Annotated in this window: 10 protein-coding genes, 1 rRNA gene and 1 riboswitch; all 11 genes read left to right on the plus strand. The window is 50.8% G+C overall.

All coding sequences use genetic code 11. The features are described 5' to 3' along the window. Positions 1-105: 105 nt before the first annotated feature. On the plus strand, positions 106-1,809 hold the full coding sequence (locus PAEVO_RS25125; protein ID WP_100540221.1) for an extracellular solute-binding protein: 1,704 nt from the start codon (positions 106-108) through the stop codon (positions 1,807-1,809). A gap of 86 nt (positions 1,810-1,895) precedes the next feature. Next, positions 1,896-2,855, plus strand: a complete 960-nt coding sequence (locus PAEVO_RS25130) for an ABC transporter permease (RefSeq protein ID WP_100540222.1) — start codon at positions 1,896-1,898, stop codon at positions 2,853-2,855. Beyond that, positions 2,855-3,814 (plus strand): carbohydrate ABC transporter permease, encoded by a 960-nt coding sequence (locus PAEVO_RS25135; RefSeq protein ID WP_100540223.1) that lies wholly within the window; start codon positions 2,855-2,857, stop codon positions 3,812-3,814. The genes PAEVO_RS25130 and PAEVO_RS25135 overlap by 1 nt, the downstream gene beginning before the upstream one ends. Positions 3,815-3,871: 57 nt before the next feature. Next, entirely contained in the window at positions 3,872-8,308 is a 4,437-nt protein-coding gene (locus PAEVO_RS25140; protein ID WP_243390923.1) for an endo-1,4-beta-xylanase, read from the plus strand. Between the two features lie 326 nt (positions 8,309-8,634). Beyond that, a complete protein-coding gene (locus tag PAEVO_RS25145; protein ID WP_100540225.1) occupies positions 8,635-9,642 on the plus strand; it encodes an AAA family ATPase in 1,008 nt (335 codons plus the stop codon). Beyond that, complete coding sequence (locus PAEVO_RS25150; RefSeq protein ID WP_100540226.1) at positions 9,639-10,937, plus strand: DUF58 domain-containing protein; 1,299 nt, start codon at positions 9,639-9,641, stop codon at positions 10,935-10,937. The genes PAEVO_RS25145 and PAEVO_RS25150 overlap by 4 nt, the downstream gene beginning before the upstream one ends. Continuing rightward, positions 10,909-13,233, plus strand: a complete 2,325-nt coding sequence (locus PAEVO_RS25155; protein WP_100540227.1) for a transglutaminase TgpA family protein — start codon at positions 10,909-10,911, stop codon at positions 13,231-13,233. The genes PAEVO_RS25150 and PAEVO_RS25155 overlap by 29 nt, the downstream gene beginning before the upstream one ends. A 78-nt stretch (positions 13,234-13,311) precedes the next feature. After that, positions 13,312-14,850 carry a glutamine-hydrolyzing GMP synthase gene (guaA, locus tag PAEVO_RS25160; protein WP_100540228.1) on the plus strand — a complete coding sequence of 513 codons (1,539 nt, stop codon included), beginning with the start codon at positions 13,312-13,314 and terminating at the stop codon, positions 14,848-14,850. A gap of 236 nt (positions 14,851-15,086) precedes the next feature. Beyond that, positions 15,087-16,025, plus strand: a complete 939-nt coding sequence (locus tag PAEVO_RS25165) for an NADP-dependent oxidoreductase (RefSeq protein WP_100540229.1) — start codon at positions 15,087-15,089, stop codon at positions 16,023-16,025. Between the two features lie 226 nt (positions 16,026-16,251). Beyond that, a riboswitch (purine riboswitch) is annotated at positions 16,252-16,350 on the plus strand. A 216-nt stretch (positions 16,351-16,566) separates the two neighbouring features. After that, positions 16,567-17,937: an NCS2 family permease gene (locus PAEVO_RS25170; RefSeq protein WP_100540230.1), complete on the plus strand. Its 1,371-nt coding sequence runs from the start codon at positions 16,567-16,569 to the stop codon at positions 17,935-17,937. Between the two features lie 654 nt (positions 17,938-18,591). Continuing rightward, positions 18,592-18,996, plus strand: a 16S ribosomal RNA gene (locus PAEVO_RS25175); the annotation flags it as partial.

Raw genomic sequence — 18,996 nt, forward strand, 5'->3', positions numbered from 1 at the left:
AATTATAGTATAGTCCGCATTTGAAAGCGCTTTTACAATAAAGGAAGGTTACATGAAGAGGCGTATCGACCAACGATGTAACCACATTATGACGGAGGTGCTTTTATGGGGGGTAAGACAAAATCATGGCTTCGGCTCAGCACGGTGTTGCTGTTGTCGCTTTGCATCGTCCTTACGGGCTGCGGGGGCGGAAACGGGAATAGCGGGGCCCAGCCGGAAGCAAAGGACTCCGCAGAACAAACAACACCCGGGACGGACGGGGATAAGATCGAACCATTTGAGGTGAGTGTTTTTATCGGTCAGCCCGACCAGCAACCAACACCTGACAACAAGATTTATAAATTAATCAGGGAAAAGACAGGAGCATCCTTCAAATTCGAGTTCCTGGCAGGCGATATTGACCAGAAGCTCGGCGTTATGATTGCAGGCGGCGATTATCCGGACATGATGACAGCGAATCAAAAGCTGACAGCTGCCGGTGCCTTTATCCCGCTCGAGGATTTGATTGAAGAACATGCGCCAAACTTGAAGAAGCATTATGAGAAGTACTGGAACATGATGAAAGACCCGAATGACGGTCATATTTACAATCTTCCAAACTACGGTGTAACGAATGCGGACGTTAGCTCGTCTTGGTATTCGGGCCCGGCTTTCTGGATTCAGAAGGACGTGTTGGCAGAGGCGGGATATCCAGAGGTTAAAACCTTGGATCAATATTTTGACTTGATTAAACAATACAAGGAAAAGCATCCGACCATCGACGGTACGCCGACGATCGGCTTTGAAATTCTGAACTATGACTGGAAAAACTGGGGACTGTTCAATGCTCCTCAGCATTTGATCGGTCATCCGAACGATGGCGGTGTGGTCGTTAAAGACGGCAAGGCGGAAATTTTTGCCGATAAGGACTATGCCAAACGCTATTATAAAAAGCTGAACGAGATGAATACCCTGGGCATCATCGACAAAGAAACGTTTACTCAAAACTTCGACCAGTATATGGCGAAAATCTCCAGCGGCGCAGTTCTTGGTATGTTTGACCAGCACTGGAACTTCCAAAGCGCAGAAAACGCGCTGATTACCCAGAAGAAAGATGAAAGAACATATGTTGGTCTTCCGCTTGTATTTGATGAAGGCATCCGGGATCATTACAAAGATCGTCCGGCTCTGAACCTCAATAACGGGTTCGGGATTACGGTCAATGCATCCGAAGAGCAGGCTATCAGAATTATTAAACTATTGGATACGCTGATTCAAGAAGATTGGCAAAAAATCTTGGCCTGGGGGATCGAAGGGGAAGATTACATCGTCAAAGATGGCCGATTCATGAAAACGCAAGAGCAGCGCGATCAGTTTACCGATGCAACCTGGAAGCTCGCGAATAAAGCCGATTCCTTCTACGGCCAAGCCCCAAAAATGGAAGGTTTATTCTCGGACGGCAACGCTACAGATGCGGCTGCCCAGCCTGAAGAAATTCTGGCAGGCATGAAAGAGTATGACAAGAACTTCCTCGCCCAATATGGATTCAATAGCTATGTCGACTTCTTCAGTCCGGCTCCCGAGAACGACATCGCTTACCCGGCATGGTCTGTCGACCTGGTAGACGGATCTGAAGCGAAAATCGTGAATACGAAGCAAAATGAGTTGTCCACGAAGTACTTACCAAAAGCCATTCTTGCTAAACCAGAAGAATACGATAGCGTCTGGGATGAGTACGTCACTGAAATCCGCAAGCTCAACATCAAGGCTTATGAAGATCGGATTAATGAAGTGCTGCAATGGAGAAGAGACACTTGGTCTGTTAAGTAAGGCAACGGAAGGTACATGAATCGGAAACGGGAAGGCTTCATGCCTTCCTTGTTTACGAAATATGGGGTTTTGGGGAGAACAAACTTATGGAAGAGACCTTTGTCAAAGACTCTGCCGTCCGGAAGCCTAAGACAAACAAGAAAATCACCTGGGCCGTACTCAAAGAACAGAGACAGTTGATCTATATGTCGGTGCCTCTGATGGCTTACATCATCTTGTTTGCCTACGTTCCTATTTGGGGATGGACCATGGCTTTCCAGAACTACAAGCCGGCTAGAGACTTTAGTGAACAGACGTGGGTAGGATTTAAACATTTTGAATTTCTTTTTAAGGATGAAAGTTTCCTGCAAGTGCTTCGCAATACGCTCGCAATGAGTGTTATCAATATGATTCTCGGCTTTACGACTGCAATTATCCTTGCATTGTTACTGAATGAAATCAAGAAAGTGGTTTGGAAAAGAACCGTACAGACGATCTCCTATCTTCCGCACTTTCTATCCTGGATCATCGTAACCGGGATTGTGGCGACGAGCTTGGCTTCGAACGGAATCATCAATGATATCCTTATGAAGCTGCATCTCATCAAGGAGCCGATCCAATGGCTCAGTGAAGGCAAATACTTCTGGGGAATCGTCGGGGCGTCGCATGTTTGGAAAGAAGTCGGCTGGAATACGATTATATATTTGGCTGCGATGGCATCCATCGACCCGGCGCTTTATGAGGCTGCCGATATGGACGGGGCAAGCCGCTATCGGAAAATGTTCCATGTCACTTTGCCGGGCATTAAGCCAACGATCATCATTCTGTTGATCATGCAGGTCGGTCACATTCTGGAAGCAGGCTTCGAGGTTCAATACTTGCTGGGCAACGGTCTTGTTGTCGACTGGTCGCAAACGATTGACATTTTCGTGCTGAAGTACGGGCTTGCCCAAGGAAACTACTCATTAGCAACGGCTGCCGGTATATTTAAAACGGTCGTTAGTGTGACGCTGTTATTGATTGCAAACGGAGTCGCGAAACGGCTAGGGGAAGAGAGGCTGCTATAATGGCAAATCAAACAATCAGCCCTGGGCCAGCAACTGCTGCCGCAGCGCCTAAATCCGTCAGAAAAAAAAGAGTAGAGCCGATCCTTTTTAATACGTTCAATACCTTGTTTATGATTGGTCTTGTCATTGTTACATTATATCCGTTCCTGAACACGATCGTCGTTTCCCTGAATGCGGGGAATGATACGATCCGGGGCGGTATCTATCTCTGGCCGAGGGAATTTACTTGGCAGAATTACAAGGCGGTATTTGCTTCGGGAACGATATATGATGCGTTCTGGATTTCCGTGGCACGAACGGTGCTTTCAACGCTGCTGAATCTGGTCTTGACCACGATGCTGGCGTATACGCTGAGTCGTCGGGAATATGTGTTCCGCAAGCCGATTACATTGATCTTTATTCTGACGATGTACTTTAACGCCGGTTTGATTCCTGGATATTTTCTGATGAAGGACTTGCACCTGCTGAATTCATTCTGGGTATATGTGATCCCGTCGATGATCAGCGCATTCAATATGATCGTTATCCGGACGTATATCGGAACGATTCCGGAAAGCTTGGTCGAATCGGCAAGAATTGACGGAGCCGGGGATTTTAAAATCTTCATCCGGATCATCTTCCCGCTGTGTAAGCCGGTGCTGGCAACCATTGCGCTTTTCGTGGCCGTGGGGGCTTGGAACTCCTGGTTCGATGCATTCATCTATACCTCCTCCCGCCAAGAGCTGAGCACTTTGCAGTATGAGCTGATGAAGCTGCTGTCATCCAGTATGAACGCGAACAGCAATCCGGCAGTGGCTGCAGGAGCCGGGATGACGCAGGACGCTGCGGTGAACATGGTAACGCCGATTTCGATTCGCGCTGCCGTAACGGTTGTGGCTTCCGTTCCCATTCTGGTGGTATACCCGTTTCTGCAGAAATATTTCGTGGTCGGATTGAACGTGGGCAGCGTAAAAGAATAACCAAGGTTTTGCTAGAGGACAGACCATAAATGCAACCGATGAGGAGGCAAGCATGCCGTGTCTAAGAGAACAATCATTAGGAAGACCAGCCTGATGCTGATCGCGTTCATGCTGCTCATACCGCCTAGTTGGAGTGCGGCGGCAGTTGAACCGGCCCATCCCCCCGCTGATCAGGATCTTGTGATTCACCATCATTTTGACGGCGGGACGGAGGGGTGGTTTAAGCGGGGAACGGAGACGGTGACTTCCGCTACCTATGCCTATGAAGGGACAGGGAGTTTGTTGACGGAGGGAAGGACGGCGAACTGGAACGGACCGGGGTTTAATCTATCCGCCACGAATCAGCTGGACAAGGGAGCTACCTATGAAATTTCCGCTTTTGTCCATTTGAAGGAGGGCACCCAAGGGTCTCAGAAGCTTCAGCTTGCCATGCAGCAAACCGGAGCCGAGCCGGAATACGTGAACTTCAGCATTCCGGTTGATGTATCCGCCGATGGGTGGGTAGAGGTAAAAGGCAATTATAAATACGATGTTAATGCCTCAGCCTTGCAGGTATATTTGCAGAGCCCGAGCAGTCCGGACGCCGCTTATTATATGGACGAATTCAAGGTCCGGTTGATTGAGCCCGCACCGGACCCCGGCAATGAGATTCCGGGGGGAGAGAATACGGTCGTATGGGATTTTGAAGACGGAACGACGATGGATTGGGGACCACGCGATTCGGAGACCGTAGAAGCTTTGCCAGAAGCAGCCCATAGCGGCGGCTACGGATTAAAGGTCCATGATCGGACGAACAACTGGAACGGGCCCAGCCAAGATGTTAAAGACATCATGGTACGCCAAAAAACGTATACAATCTCAGCCTATGTCAGGCTTGAGGAGGTCCCTGCCGCTGCGGTCAAAATATCGCTTTCGATGGAAAACAAAGCGGCGGGCGCAGCAGACACGTCCTATACGACCGTCGCCTCAGCCTCCGCGAGCGGTACGGAGTGGGTGGAGCTGAGAGGAACCTTCGGTTTCAGTTCGGATATGGAAACATTGAAGCTGTATGTGGAAACCTCGGATCTTTCCAATTTCTATGTCGATGACATTAAGCTCGCTCTGCCGGGTTCCATTCAGACGGATATTCCGGCACTGAAGGATGTGTATCAGGATTATTTCGAGATCGGGGCAGCGGTAGAGCCCAAGCATCTGTCCGGCGTGCACAAGGAGCTTTTGGATTACCATTACAACTCGCTCGTTGCCGAGAATGTGATGAAACCGGAATCTCTCAATCCAAGCGAAGGAACCTATAATTTTACCAACGCGGATCTGATTAGGGATTATGCCAGGGATCATGGCATGAACCTCCGGTTCCATACGCTGCTGTGGCATCAGCAAGGGGCCGAATGGATGCTGAAGGATGATCAGGGCCATTATCTTGAAGCTACGCCGGAGAATAAAGTGCTCGTCCTTCAGAGGCTGGAAGCCTATATCCATGAAGTGGTCGGCCGCTACAAGGGCGATGCCCGCGATTGGGACGTCGTGAATGAGGTCATTGACGAAGGGCGTCCGGATGGCATGCGGGACAGTCAGTGGTACCGAATAACGGGGCTCGACTATATTCGGACCGCATTTCATGCGGCACGTGATGCAGCCGGTCCCGAGGCCAAGCTGTACATCAACGATTACAGCACGCACAATCCGAAGAAACGCGATTATCTGCTGAATCTCGTGAAACAGCTGAAGGCGGAAGGCGTTCCGATCGATGGCGTGGGCCATCAAACGCACATCAATATCAGCGGGCCGTCCATCCAGCAAATCTCGGATTCCATCCGGATGTTCGGCGAGGCGGGCTTTGACAATCAGCTTACCGAGCTGGACGTTTCGGTGTATACGAACAATACCGACGCGTACCAGACCGTCCCTCAGGAATTGCTCGACAAGCAAGGTTATCGGTACAAAGAGCTGTTTGAAGAGCTGAAGCGGCTGGACCAAACGGGCGTCGATGCGGGTGTGGAAGGAGGCTGGATCAGCAATGTTACCATTTGGGGGATTGCAGACGACCACACCTGGCTGCATGATCGTCCCGCGGGTACAGGCCGCCAGGATGCTCCGTTTCCTTTTGACAAGCAATATCAGGCCAAGCCTGCTTATTGGGGAATGGTCGATCCTTCCAGGCTAACGATTGTGAGAAAGACCGGAGCGTCTGTGGAGGGTAAGGCGGTCATCGACGGACAACCGGATTTTGCCTGGAATCTGGTTTCGGCACTTAAGACAGAGCAGCTAGGATCGTTATCTGCTGAATTTAAGACACTATGGGACAAGGACCACGTCTATGTCAGGGTTGACGTGAAAGACGGATCGATATCCCCGGGAGATCAGGTTGACATCTTCGCAGTGGTGAACGGTACCCTGCAAAAAGTCCGGATTCAGCGTGGAGCCTCCAACACGGCAGAGACCACGGGAGGTTACACAGGGGAAGCCCTGCTTCCGCTTAACGGAGAAGGATCGCTGGGCAACGACATTTATTTCGATGTCAGAGTGACGGATTCCGGCACGGATGACGGTTCCGAGCATGGCAAGAATGGGGCAATGGTGTCCTGGAGCGATCTTAGGCATGCCCAGGAGAGCGATCAAGACGGACTCGGCATTCTTACTCTCGCTGCTGCGCCGAACTTGGCCCAGGCTCGCTATGGCACCCCGAAGGTGGATGGCGAGCTCGACGGCATCTGGAAGGAAGCCGGGGAACTGGCAACCGGCGTATGGGTGGAGGGTAACAGCGGCGCGACCGCTAAATTCCGGACGCTATGGGATGAGAATCACCTGTACGTTTATGCCGTCATTAGCGACAGCTTGTTATCAGATGCGAGTCCCAACGTATGGGAGCAGGATTCGGTAGAGATTTTCGTGGATCAGAATAATGGAAAGACGGATGCCTACCAGGAGGATGACGGACAGTATCGGATGAACTTCAACAATGTGCGTTCTTTTGGCGGTCATGCGGGCGAGGATAACTTCACATCCGCAGCGAAGGTGACCGACGGCGGATATGTCGTTGAAGCAGCGATCCGCCTGGATAAGATCAAAGCTGAGAAAGGGACAGTCATCGGGTTCGATTTGCAGGTGAATAACGATGAAGACGGTCAGGGTACAAGAGACAGCGTGGCCATATGGTCGGATCCGACCGGCCAATCCTATCAGAACACGTCCAGGTTCGGCGTGCTGGAATTCACGAAGAGCTCCGCTCCTGGCGGAGGCAATGGAAACGGCGGAGAACATAACGGCGGCGGTAACGGAGGAAGCGGAGGAACCACGGGCGGAGGCGGAAGCAGTACGAGTCCGGTTCCGAGCACGTCTTGGTCTTCACTTGAAATCCGGAACAACGACGGGCGGATCATCACTGCTGTCTCGAGCCAATTCCTTCAGCAGGCGTTGGAGAAGGCGGCAGCTGGGACAGAGGGGACGAAGCGAGCGGTTGTGGACATCCCGGCTCAAAAAGGAGCCCTGTCCTACGATATTCAGCTGCCGGTTAAGTGGCTGCTGGGGAATCCGCAGGCAGTTCTTATCCTCCAAACGGAGTTTGGCACGCTGGAACTGCCAAGCATGTTGATTCAGGGAACCGGTGTAACGGATACAGAAACCGTCACGCTGCGTCTAGCGAAAGCTTCGGGCAGCAATCTGGATGCGGCCCTCCGCGAGAAGATCGGCGATCGTCCGGTGTTCCAGATAGAGGTTCTTGCCGGAGATCGGGCCCTGTCTTGGAAATCGGGCAAGGCTCGCCTACTCTGGTTGGTGCCTTATACACCAACCCAGGAAGAGCTGGCACAACCGGATCATATCGTTGTTAGGAAGATCGATGCCAACGGGCAAGACGGGCCTCTTCCAAACAGCCGCTATGATGCGAAACAGGGGATCGTGCATGCAGCGCTGCCGCATGGCGGCACGTTTGCAGTCGCTTCCGCATTCAAGACGTTTCATGACTTGAAGCATGTACCGTGGGCGATCGATGCGATCGAAACGATGGCATCCCGTGGAATGGTTCAAGGGGAGACCGAAACGAGATTCAACCCGTTGAACCCGATTACTCGAGCTGAATTTCTCGTTATGCTCGTACGAGCGCTGGAGCTGGAGGGCTCGGGCGAAGGCCAGGCAGCATTCGGAGATGTTACGTCTTCGGCATATTATTACGAAGACGTGCAGATCGCCACAGAGCTTGGACTGGTTCAAGGTGTCGGAGGAAACCGTTTCTTGCCCGACACGCCGATGAAACGCCAGGACATGATGGTGATGACGCAGCGTGCTCTGGAGGCAGCTGGCAGGAAGCTGGAAGTGCAGGGGTCACTGGATTCTTTTGCTGATGGGGATCAGGTTGCTGAGTATGCCAAATCGAGTGCAGCGCTGCTTGCCGGCTCGGGCATCGTGAACGGCATGAATGGCAGCATTGCTCCACAGGCTTACTTTACGCGTGCTCAGGCTGCGGTGATCCTTGACCGGATTTGGAATTGGAAATGATGAAGGCCGTAAATCGTTAATGCGATGAACTGATGCGAACGATGAAAGCCAGCATGTAAGTGGAATGGTATTGAAGGCCAGCCGTAGCAACGGGCTGGCCTTTTTCGTGGTTTGGTGAGTATCGTTAAGAACTCTCCGAACCAGGTGCTTTTTTATTTGGATGCCGATTAGGCAAGGCCGACCGTACCTATATAAATCATGCGGAGCAGGCCAATCCTTTTCTAGCAAAAGACGTCTATCTTCGTGCTTTCTTGGAAAACCTATTCATAGATTCAAGATTCCAAGTTACCGCTATCTAATAATCTATGAATATAGGTTGGAGGTTGATGTTCTTGTTTAGTTCATCCGTTCATGCTGAAGAAGCAAATCATCCGGAGTGGGCACCTGAGCTTCTGGGGAGGGTTACCCAACGGATCGGCAGTGTCATTGTAGGACATGAGGAGCAAATCTCGTTAACGATGATTGCCTTGCTGGCCGGAGGACATGTGCTGTTGGAGGATGTGCCGGGAGTCGGGAAGACCATGCTGGTGAAGTCGGTGGCTGCGTTAATCGGCTGTGATTTCAGCCGCATTCAGTTTACGTATGATCTGATGCCAGGGGATATTACAGGGGCGTCGGTCTATTATCCGCATACGGGGGAATTCGTATTTAGGCCAGGACCCGTGATGTCCAATATTGTGTTGGCCGATGAAATTAACCGGGCATCGCCGCGGGCACAATCCGCGCTGCTGGAGGCGATGGAAGAGGGACGCGTCACCGTGGACGGTCATACCTATCCGCTGCCTGCCCCCTTCTTCCTGCTGGCAACGCAAAATCCTTATGAATATGAAGGGACAAGCCGCCTGCCGGAGGCGCAGCTGGATCGTTTTTTGATGAAATTATCGCTGGGATATCCCAATATGGAAGGTGAATTGGAGCTGCTGGAGCGGGGGATGGGCAGTTCCAGATTGGATGATCTGAAACCGCTCATGATGGGTTCCGAGCTCATCCGGATGCAGCAGATGGTTTCCCGTGTATTTGTGGATGACACCATAAAACGTTACATGGTCAGTGTGGCCGATGCTTCCCGAAGACAGCAGGGCGTGACCCTGGGGGTTAGTCCGAGAGGGACATTGGCATGGCTCCGCGCTTCACAGGCAGCTGCGTTTCTGACAGGTCGAATGTATGTCATCCCTGATGATTGTCTACGTGTTGCCGTATCTGTGCTCACCCATCGGATTCATCTGTCCCATGAGGCACGCGCTGCCGGCGTAACTCCTTATGAAATGGTGGAGTCCATCATTACGAGGTTTGATTTGCCGCGCCAGCGCAGCCGGAAGGGAAATCCGTCATGAGACGCCGTCTGCTGGAATGGTCGAGAGGAGCGGCCATCTGGTCCGTTTCGTTGGGCCTTTATGTTTGGTTAGGCGGGGAATCGCTGCGGCTTGTATGGTGGGCATCCACGATTCTATTGCTTGGCGGGGCTTTGACGAGTTTGCTGGGCCCAACCCGAATCACCCTTTCGCATACAAGCTTCCCTTCGTGCATACAGGCGGGGGATTCTGCTCAGATGACGGTTCGAGTAACTTATCGTTCCCTTCTGCCCGTGCCGTGGCTTATCATAACCGACCGGATCGGCAGCAGGGAACATCGCAAGCTGTTGTTCCCCGGCATGAAGCGAAGGCTCGAGTATACCTACAGACTGAACCAGGTTCCCCGCGGAGTCTGGTCTTCAATCTATAGCGAGGTGGAATGGGGCGATATGTTCGGTTGGTTCAGGACAAGCCGGAGTGTGCAAAGCGATACAGGCGGCATGATCGTGCTGCCAAGACCCGCCGAGTGGCCGGAGGCCCAGGTTCCCAAACATGGAAGCGATATGGACATGGAAGATGAACGTATACGCTTTAACGTTTGGAATGAAATGAGAGGTTCGGGCGTGCGCGATTATGTTCCCGGCGATCCCATGAACCGGATTCATTGGAAGAATTCCGCGAAGCTCGGACGCTTGCAATCTTTCATGCCGCATGAGGGCTATGGATCAAGGCAGGGGGTTGTGCTGGATACATCGCTCCAAGGGTATGAAGGTCTTGGCGCTTTGAAACCGGAGGATGCATTTGAAGGCGCGGTATCTGCGGCAGCAGGATTTGTATCCCGGCTCATTCGATGCAGAATTCCCTATCAATTACGTATGGATGGAGCGAATTTAGAGGGCCAATCGATCGAACGCAAAGGCGTATCCAAGGAGCAGCAGAATACGCTGGTGCCGCTTGCCTCCGTTCAGCTAGCCGGGAAAGATCCTGTACGGAGCCAAAGTTTCGAGAAGTCTCTTTCTCCCTCGCAAAAGAATACGGATTGGGCGATTATTACGGGGGTTTTTCATCAGGGTGCGGCTGTCGCAGCAATCAACCTGCTCAATGAGGGCAGCAGAAAAGTTACCATCTTCTGTACGCAAAGTGTAAAGCGTCTAAAATCGACTGGAAATTCAAGCTCATGGGTTAGTCCATTGGAGAATCAGGCGCAGCCGGAGTGGGCACGAGAGTTTTTCAGCAAAGGCGGGAGGCTGGTTTATTTGCATGAAAAGCCGACAAATGGGAAGCCAATGCAGATAGGAGGTGCCGGCCATGATCGAACCGGGAAGCTCGCCCGTTAGGGATGGAGGCCATCGGAAGACCGGGATATCCGGAGCCTGGAGCGTCCCCCATATTTTCGTCTCCCGATTGTCGCACGGAACGCTTCTTCACCGCATATTGATTACGCTGCCGGTTATGGGACTGCTGTCAGAGTGGCTCTTGCCGCTTCGGGATGCAGGGGACATGGGCGGCCATCTTATGCTGCAAACCTTATTCATCTGGGCTTTATTCTTGCTGCTGCAAGGATTATTTACGTTGCGGGGCTGGGTGTGGCTGCCGCTGAACGCTGTTCTGGTGGTCTGGCTGTGTGCCCGTTTGTTTGAATACAGCCGTCCGCTGGCATGGCTGACCGATTATGCTTCGGATATACTACCGGGTGACGTTTCGGTATTCGGAAATGCATGGGAGTTTACTGCCTTAAGCCAGGAGACGAGAACCATCATCCTCCTTGTCGGCTGGGCGATCATGGTATCAGCGGTCCATATGCTGGCTTTGTATCGCCGAACCGTGTGGTTGTTTGGCGGTTCGACGCTGGTTTATTTGGCAGTGCTGGAATCCGCCATGGAGGAGAGCATATACCGTGATATGCTGCGGGCTGTACTGTATATTTTACTGGCCCAGGGTATGATGCTGATTCTTAAGCTGAAGCAGGAAACCGTTGAGGGATCCTATAGTGGAACTGATATCCCCGAGCCTGTTCGATCCGGCCGCTTGTCCGGGCTGCCAGTGCTTCGCTGGAGCCTGGTGGTGCTGCTTGCTTCCTGTTTGATCGCCGGAATTCCCCGAGTGGGAGGAGTTTTTAGCGAGCCTTCGGCGGGTGTGGGATTAACGGTATCCGAAATGGCGGAACGACTGACGGGATGGGGGGATCGAATCTGGGGAAACGCGGAACCGTCGATTCCTGCCTCTCAGGTTGCCGGATACGCTTCCCAGGGAAAAGATTTGGGAGGTCCGCTGACGCTGAACGATGCGTTGTATTTTACCGCACAATCGCCTGAACCGACTTATTGGCGGGGAGACACGTATAACCGGTATGATGGGCGGAAGTGGGATGCAGATCCCTCGATCCGCAAGCCCGTCAAGCTATCCGAAGACCTGAGCGACATCCTCCCCTATTGGGAGCGTCCTAATGGAGACAGGCTGGTCCAGACACTGACTTTCGAACAAGATACCCCCATCCAGACCGTGCTGTCCGGAGGCCTTATTACCCGCGTGAAGGAGATGCATTTCTCCAAAGAGAGAGGTACACCGAGGCTTGCCGTTGACAGGCTGTCCGAAACGGTATCCTTGCAAGGCGAGAGGGCGGTATCCGGTTATACCATAGAAACTCTATACCATCAGCCGGAGGAGCAGTCACTCCGCAGTACGACTGACAACGATCCCGAATATTTGAAGGAGATGTACCTGCAGCTTCCCGAGCAGCTGCCCTTCAGGGTGAGGGATTTAGCAAGGGAGATCACATTGGACGCTGTGAATAGGTATGAAAAGGCGCAAGCTATCGAATCCTATTTGGAGCAGAACTATACCTATTCCCTGCAAACATCCGTGCCTCCGGAAGGCAGGGATTTTACGGATTATTTTTTGTTTGATACGAAGGAAGGGTACTGCGTTCATTTTGCTACGACCATGACCGTGCTGCTCCGATCCGAGGGCATACCCGCACGCTACGTGACCGGATTTGCACCGGGTGAGCGGGTGGCAGGTACTCTTGACCGCTATGCGGTAGCACAAAAGAATGCGCATGCGTGGGTTGAGGTTTTTTTTCCGGGACAAGGCTGGGTAATGTTCGATCCAACCCCAGGCTTTGGCTTCGGGCAGATGTCCACGCCTCCGCTTGCCGGTGATTCCGGTTCTGCCGGGCTTAAGTACTGGAACAGCTTGTGGAATTCCATGATTTACGGAGTTGTTAAAGTACTCCTTCTGATAGCCGCCATCGGTCCTGTGATGTTTGGGGGCGTACTCTTATTGGTTCTTCCCATCCTAGTGGCAGTTATGTATCAAATTCCGACCGTGCGCGAAAGTTTGGCCTTCATGAGGATGGCCAGAACGATAGCAGTAAGCGGGCGGGAGGGACTCGTATCGGCCTCGGTCTGGGTTTGGGACAAGCTCCAGCGAAGGTTTGGAGAGTTAGAAAGAGGGCAGACCATGCGCCAATACGTCAATGCCTTGTCGATTGCAGATACCGAATTCAGGGCGGAGCTGGAGCAGTTTGCACAGCGCTGGGAGCGGGCGGCATACCATGATGAACCGTGGTCCCGTACTGAAAAAGTACTCTTTTTACGCCAATGTATTCGAATTGTCAAAAAACTGGCATGAAAACAAAGGGCCCTCTTTCTTGACGGTATGAATTAGGGTTGCGTATAATTAATTTCATTAATCAAGGGAGGCCCGGTAATGAATAAGCCTAATGAAATCATCGTCGTTATGGACTTCGGTGGACAGTACAACCAACTTATAGCACGTCGTATTCGCGATCTTGGCGTTTATAGTGAGCTTCTGCCATACAACACGCCCGCCCAGAAAATTAAAGAACTTTCCCCGCGCGGCATTGTTTTCTCAGGAGGTCCTTCCAGCGTGTATTCCGAGAATGCACCGCATGTGGACCCCGCCATTTATGATCTGGGACTGCCGATCTTCGGCATTTGCTACGGCATGCAGTTGATGGCTCAACAGCTGGACGGAAAAGTAGAACGTGCTTCGAAACGTGAATACGGAAAAGCCGAATTGGAATTTGCTCCGAACTCGATACTTGTCAAAGGGATTGAGCAAAAACAAACGGTATGGATGAGTCACGGTGATCACGTGGTATCGCTGCCTTCCGGCTTTAAGCTGGATGCAGGAACGGAATCCGCTCCGATCGCTGCAATGAGTAACGAGGATAAGAAGCTGTACGCTGTGCAGTTCCATCCGGAGGTTCGTCACTCCGTCCATGGTAACGAAATGATCAAGAATTTCTTGTACGAAGTGTGCGGTTGCGAAGGCAACTGGAGCATGGAGACTTTTATCGAGGACCAGGTTCGCGAAATCCGTGAAGTCGTCGGCGAACAAAAAGTGCTGTGCGCGCTGAGCGGCGGCGTTGATTCCTCCGTTGTGGCCATGCTGATTCACAAGGCCATCGGCGATCAGCTGACATGTATGTTCATCGATCATGGACTGCTGCGCAAGGGCGAGGCCGAGAGCGTGATGGAAACCTTCGTCGGCAAGTTTGATATGAAGGTCGTTAAGATTGACGCTCAGGAACGCTTCATGTCCAAGCTGAAAGGCGTAGACGATCCGGAGAAAAAACGGAAAATCATCGGCAACGAGTTTATCTACGTATTCGATGAGGAGTCCAGCAAGTTTGATGATTTTGCATTCCTGGCACAAGGCACGCTGTATACCGATATCGTTGAGAGCGGTACGGACACGGCGCATACAATCAAATCCCACCACAATGTCGGCGGGCTGCCTGAAGACATGAAATTCACGCTGATCGAGCCGCTCAAAGCACTCTTTAAGGATGAGGTTCGTAAAGTCGGCGAAGAGCTGGGCTTACCGGATGAGATCGTTCACCGTCAACCTTTCCCTGGCCCGGGTCTTGCGATTCGCGTACTGGGTGAAGTAACGGAGGACAAGCTGCAAATCGTTCGTGATTCCGACTACATCCTGCGCGAAGAGATTGCGAAGGCGGGACTGGATCGCGAGATCTGGCAGTATTTCACGGCGCTTCCGAACATGAAGAGTGTCGGCGTAATGGGTGATGCACGTACGTATTCCTACACCGTAGGTATCCGTGCGGTAACCTCCATTGACGGCATGACAGCGGACTGGGCGCGTATCCCATGGGATGTGCTCGAGAAGATCTCCGTACGTATCGTGAACGAAGTCGAGAATGTCAACCGTATCGTGTATGACGTGACTTCCAAACCACCAGCAACGATCGAGTGGGAATAGTTTTTATACTGCTGCACTAAACCAAAAAACCTTCAAATCCACATCCGTGGGATTGAAGGTTTTTTATGTGTGCTTGTAACACACGAATTTTTTTCCTTTAACCAATGGACGGATAGGAGCCAATCGTTTGGATTGTATGCATCTTTTGTGAAATAAGATGAATAATACGTTAGGGTGCATTGTTAAGAGCGAGCTTTAAGGCAGAACCAAGACCTGAACCTGTGAGGAGGAAAAGAATGAAAGCTATCGTCATTGATCGTTATGGGGGCAAGGAAGAGCTTCAGGAAAGAGAAGTACCTAAGCCAACACCCCAAGCTCATCAGGTTTTAGTCAAAGTGGCTGCCACCTCGATCAATCCAATTGACTGGAAGCTCCGTGAAGGCTATTTAAAACAAATGATGGATTGGGAGTTTCCGATTATTTTGGGATGGGATGTTGCCGGGATAATTTCGGAAATTGGGAACGAGGTAACGGATTGGAAAGTGGGAGATGCAGTGTTTGCCCGTCCGGAAACCACCCGTTTTGGCACATATGCCGAATATACTTTGGTGGATGATCACCTGCTGGCGCGGAAGCCTGCTGCTATCTCATGGGAGGAAGCCGCATCCGTTCCGCTCGCAGGACTGACTGCTTGGCAGGCGCTTTTTACACATGGTGAACTGACTGAAGGAGAGAAGGTATTGATTCACGCAGGCGCAGGTGGCGTTGGCATGTTCGCTATCCAGTTTGCCAAACAAGCGGGAGCTTACGTTATAACGACAGCCAGTGAACGTAATCATGAGCTTCTGGCTTCACTCGGAGCTGATCGGATTATTGACTATCGCACGACCCGATTTGAAGATGTATTATCGGATGTGGACGTTGTGTTCGATACGATGGGCGGTGACGTTCAGAAGAATAGCTTTAAAGTGCTGAAAAAACATACCGGGCGAATCATATCGATTGTCAGCGATTTTGATGAAGAGCTGGTAAGGGAATATGACGTAACCGCCAAAAATATATGGCTGGATCCCAATGGTCAGCAGCTTCAGGAAATAGCCGACCTGTTGGAGCAAAAAAAGATAAGATCAGTCGTAGGAGCTACGTTTCCTTTTTCGCAAAAAGGGCTCTACGATGCCCACGCACTGAGTGAGACCCATCATGCTGTCGGTAAAATAGCAATAAGCTTCTCCTAAGGAGCCCAGTGCTCCCTATTTCATCCTGCGTGTGGAAACAATCCGGTTTCGATCGCGTCTGCTACTATCACGAATGAAACGCCTCTCGAACGGATTTCAGTGATCATGTGCGCATGGGAATATCAATTTCCGAACATTTCTTTAAATTGACAAGTTTAATATTCGTTTTTGTTATTGACAAGGTTGGGCGTCTCGTCCTAGAATATGTGTAGAAACTGACATGACAACTACAAATAACGAGCTTTTTCGTATAATCCCGGGAATGGGCCCGGGAGTCTCTACAGGTCACCGTAATGATCTCGCTACGAAAAGAAGAGCGGCAATATAATGATGCGGACTCGTCCAGCATTCGAGATATCGGCCTGCAAGATGGAGCAGCGCTCCATAAAGCAGCAGCTGGTTATTCGATAAGGATGCTGCCCTGCAGCATGCGAATGATTGTTTTGCGGCTCTTTTTTCAAGCGACGGCCCTGGGGATTTATTCCTTAGGGTCTTTTTTTGTATGTTGCCGGTCATTAATTTTAAGGGGGATATCTCTACAATGGAGCGTTTCTTTAAACTAAAGGAACACGGAACAAATGTAAGAACCGAGATTATCGCAGGCTTGACGACCTTTATGACCATGGCTTACATCCTGCTGGTCAACAATTTGTTCCTGGGTCCTGATGGCGCGGGTATTCCGCAGGAAGGCGTATTTTTCGCTACTGCAGTAGGTGCCGGCCTTGTGACGATGGCGATGGGCTTCTTCGTTAACATTCCGGTTGCGTTGGCGCCTGGTATGGGTTTGAACGCATATTTCATGACAGTTGTATTAAGCTCGAACGGAGCGATTACCTGGCAGGCCGCACTCGGTGCAGTATTTATCTCCGGTATTGTCTTCATTATTCTCACGGTAACCAAAGTCCGCCAAATGCTGTTGACTGCGGTACCGAACAACTTAAAGATTGCCATTACGGTCGGTATTGGCCTGTTCATTACCATCGTTGGTCTTAAGCTGGGCAACATCGTGACGGCTTCCATTAACCCGGGAACGGATATTACTCATCCGGTACCAGGCGGTGCCTTCAATCTTGGCCTGGGGAATTTCGTTGAGAACAAGGATACGCTGCTTGCGATCATCGGCCTGTTCCTGATTGCCATCCTGATGGTTCTCAAATTGAAGGGCGCTTTGCTTATCGGTATCGTGCTGACGACGCTGATTGGTGTTCCAATGGGAGTAACCGATCTGTCAGGTCTGAGCACTGCAAGCTGGATTCCTTCATTTGATAATCTGGCTGTCGGTCAGATGGACTTGAAGGGCGCCCTTGGCATTGGTCTTGTAGAAGTTATCTTCATCTTTACATTTGTTGAATTGTTCGATACGTTCGGTACATTGGTTGGTACCGCAGGTCGTGCGGGACTCCTGAAGAATAAAGAGGAAGGCGAGAAGAAGCTTGGTAAAGCGATGCTCGTGGATGCTGGCGGCGTAAGTGCAGGCGCATTCCTTGGAACCAGTACAATCACAGCTTTCGTAGAAAGTACTTCCGGTGTTGCAGAGGGTGGACGTACTGGCTTGACTGCGGTTACTACAGGCGTACTCTTTATTCTGGCATTGTTCTTGGCTCCGATTGCTCTGGTTGTTCCTTCGGCTGCTACAGCTCCAGCGCTTGTCATTGTCGGTGTACTGATGATGAGCCAGGTGCGGGATATCGAGTGGGATGATTTCATGCAGGCATTCCCGGCATTCTTGACCATCATCCTGATGCCTTTTACTGGCGGTATCGCTAACGGCATCTCTGCCGGTATCATTGCTTATGTCATCCTGGCGGTATTCGGCAAGTTGATCGGACGCACAGATACTAAGGTGCATTGGCTGATGTGGATCCTGTTTGTGATCATCTTGATCCGGTACGCTTTCCTCGGTGCCGAATAGTTTCGGAATAAACTCTTTAATATAATGAATAAATAGAGCGAAGGCTTCGGGTATCTATCCGGAGCCTTCGTTTTTGATTTCTGAAATGTAGATATAGTTGATTGATAAGATAAAAATGATGCGTATGACTCATGAACGGTTAAGGAAAGTTGGTAGCTTACTCAGACATTCTCCTATGGATGCACATAAAGCGGGACGTTTTTGAATCTGAGATTTAAGTTAGTCGTATTATTATAGAAATGTTCAGTGACCAAGTAGACATGTCATCAAGAGCAGAAAACATTGAGCTCTTTCTTTTCTGTCAGCTACACTATATTAGATAGAGAGCATTCTATGAAAAAATCTTTTAAAAAAAGACTTGCATTCAAGATCTGTGCATGGTATATTATATTTCCGGCCAAGAAATACGGTCGAAACAAACGCTTGAGATAACAAGCCGAAATGAATTTGAAAAATAAATTCAAAAAAAGCTTGCTACGATCGAGCGGATATGATAAGATATAAAAGTTGCTGGTGCGAACGAGATTCGTCGGTAACGAAGAAGTTGATCTTTGAAAACTGAACAACGAGTGAGTAAAACGAACCACTTTGGTGGGACGTTGAAATAGAGAATTGAACAAATTCTCGTCAGTTAAGAAATGAGCAAGTCAAACTTTATTGGAGAGTTTGATCCTGGCTCAGGACGAACGCTGGCGGCGTGCCTAATACATGCAAGTCGAGCGGACTTGAAGGAGTGCTTGCACTCCTGAAGGTTAGCGGCGGACGGGTGAGTAACACGTAGGCAACCTGCCCTCAAGACTGGGATAACTACCGGAAACGGTAGCTAATACCGGATAATTTATTTCGCAGCATTGTGGAATAATGAAAGACGGAGCAATCTGTCACTTGGGGATGGGCCTGCGGCGCATTAGCTAGTTGGTGGGGTAACGGCCCACCAAGGCGACGATGCGTAGCCGACCTGAGAGGGTGAACGGCCACACTGGGACTGAGACACGGCCCAGACTCCTACGGGAGGCAGCAGTAGGGAATCTTCCGCAATGGGCGAAAGCCTGACGGAGC

This window comes from Paenibacillus sp. GM2FR (assembly GCF_002803325.1).
In the GTDB taxonomy this organism is placed as follows: Bacteria; Bacillota; Bacilli; order Paenibacillales; family Paenibacillaceae; genus Paenibacillus_AQ; species Paenibacillus_AQ lautus.

Excerpts from the sequence above, each read along its gene's own strand:
- PAEVO_RS25145 (WP_100540225.1), top strand. The coding sequence starts at position 8,635 with ATGTTCTTGTTTAGTTCATCCGTTCATGCTGAAGAAGCAAATCATCCG.
- PAEVO_RS25150 (WP_100540226.1), top strand. The coding sequence starts at position 9,639 with ATGAGACGCCGTCTGCTGGAATGGTCGAGAGGAGCGGCCATCTGGTCC.
- PAEVO_RS25130 (WP_100540222.1), top strand. The coding sequence starts at position 1,896 with ATGGAAGAGACCTTTGTCAAAGACTCTGCCGTCCGGAAGCCTAAGACA.
- PAEVO_RS25165 (WP_100540229.1), top strand. The coding sequence starts at position 15,087 with ATGAAAGCTATCGTCATTGATCGTTATGGGGGCAAGGAAGAGCTTCAG.
- PAEVO_RS25135 (WP_100540223.1), top strand. The coding sequence starts at position 2,855 with ATGGCAAATCAAACAATCAGCCCTGGGCCAGCAACTGCTGCCGCAGCG.
- PAEVO_RS25170 (WP_100540230.1), top strand. The coding sequence starts at position 16,567 with ATGGAGCGTTTCTTTAAACTAAAGGAACACGGAACAAATGTAAGAACC.
- PAEVO_RS25155 (WP_100540227.1), top strand. The coding sequence starts at position 10,909 with ATGATCGAACCGGGAAGCTCGCCCGTTAGGGATGGAGGCCATCGGAAG.
- PAEVO_RS25125 (WP_100540221.1), top strand. The coding sequence starts at position 106 with ATGGGGGGTAAGACAAAATCATGGCTTCGGCTCAGCACGGTGTTGCTG.
- guaA (WP_100540228.1), top strand. The coding sequence starts at position 13,312 with ATGAATAAGCCTAATGAAATCATCGTCGTTATGGACTTCGGTGGACAG.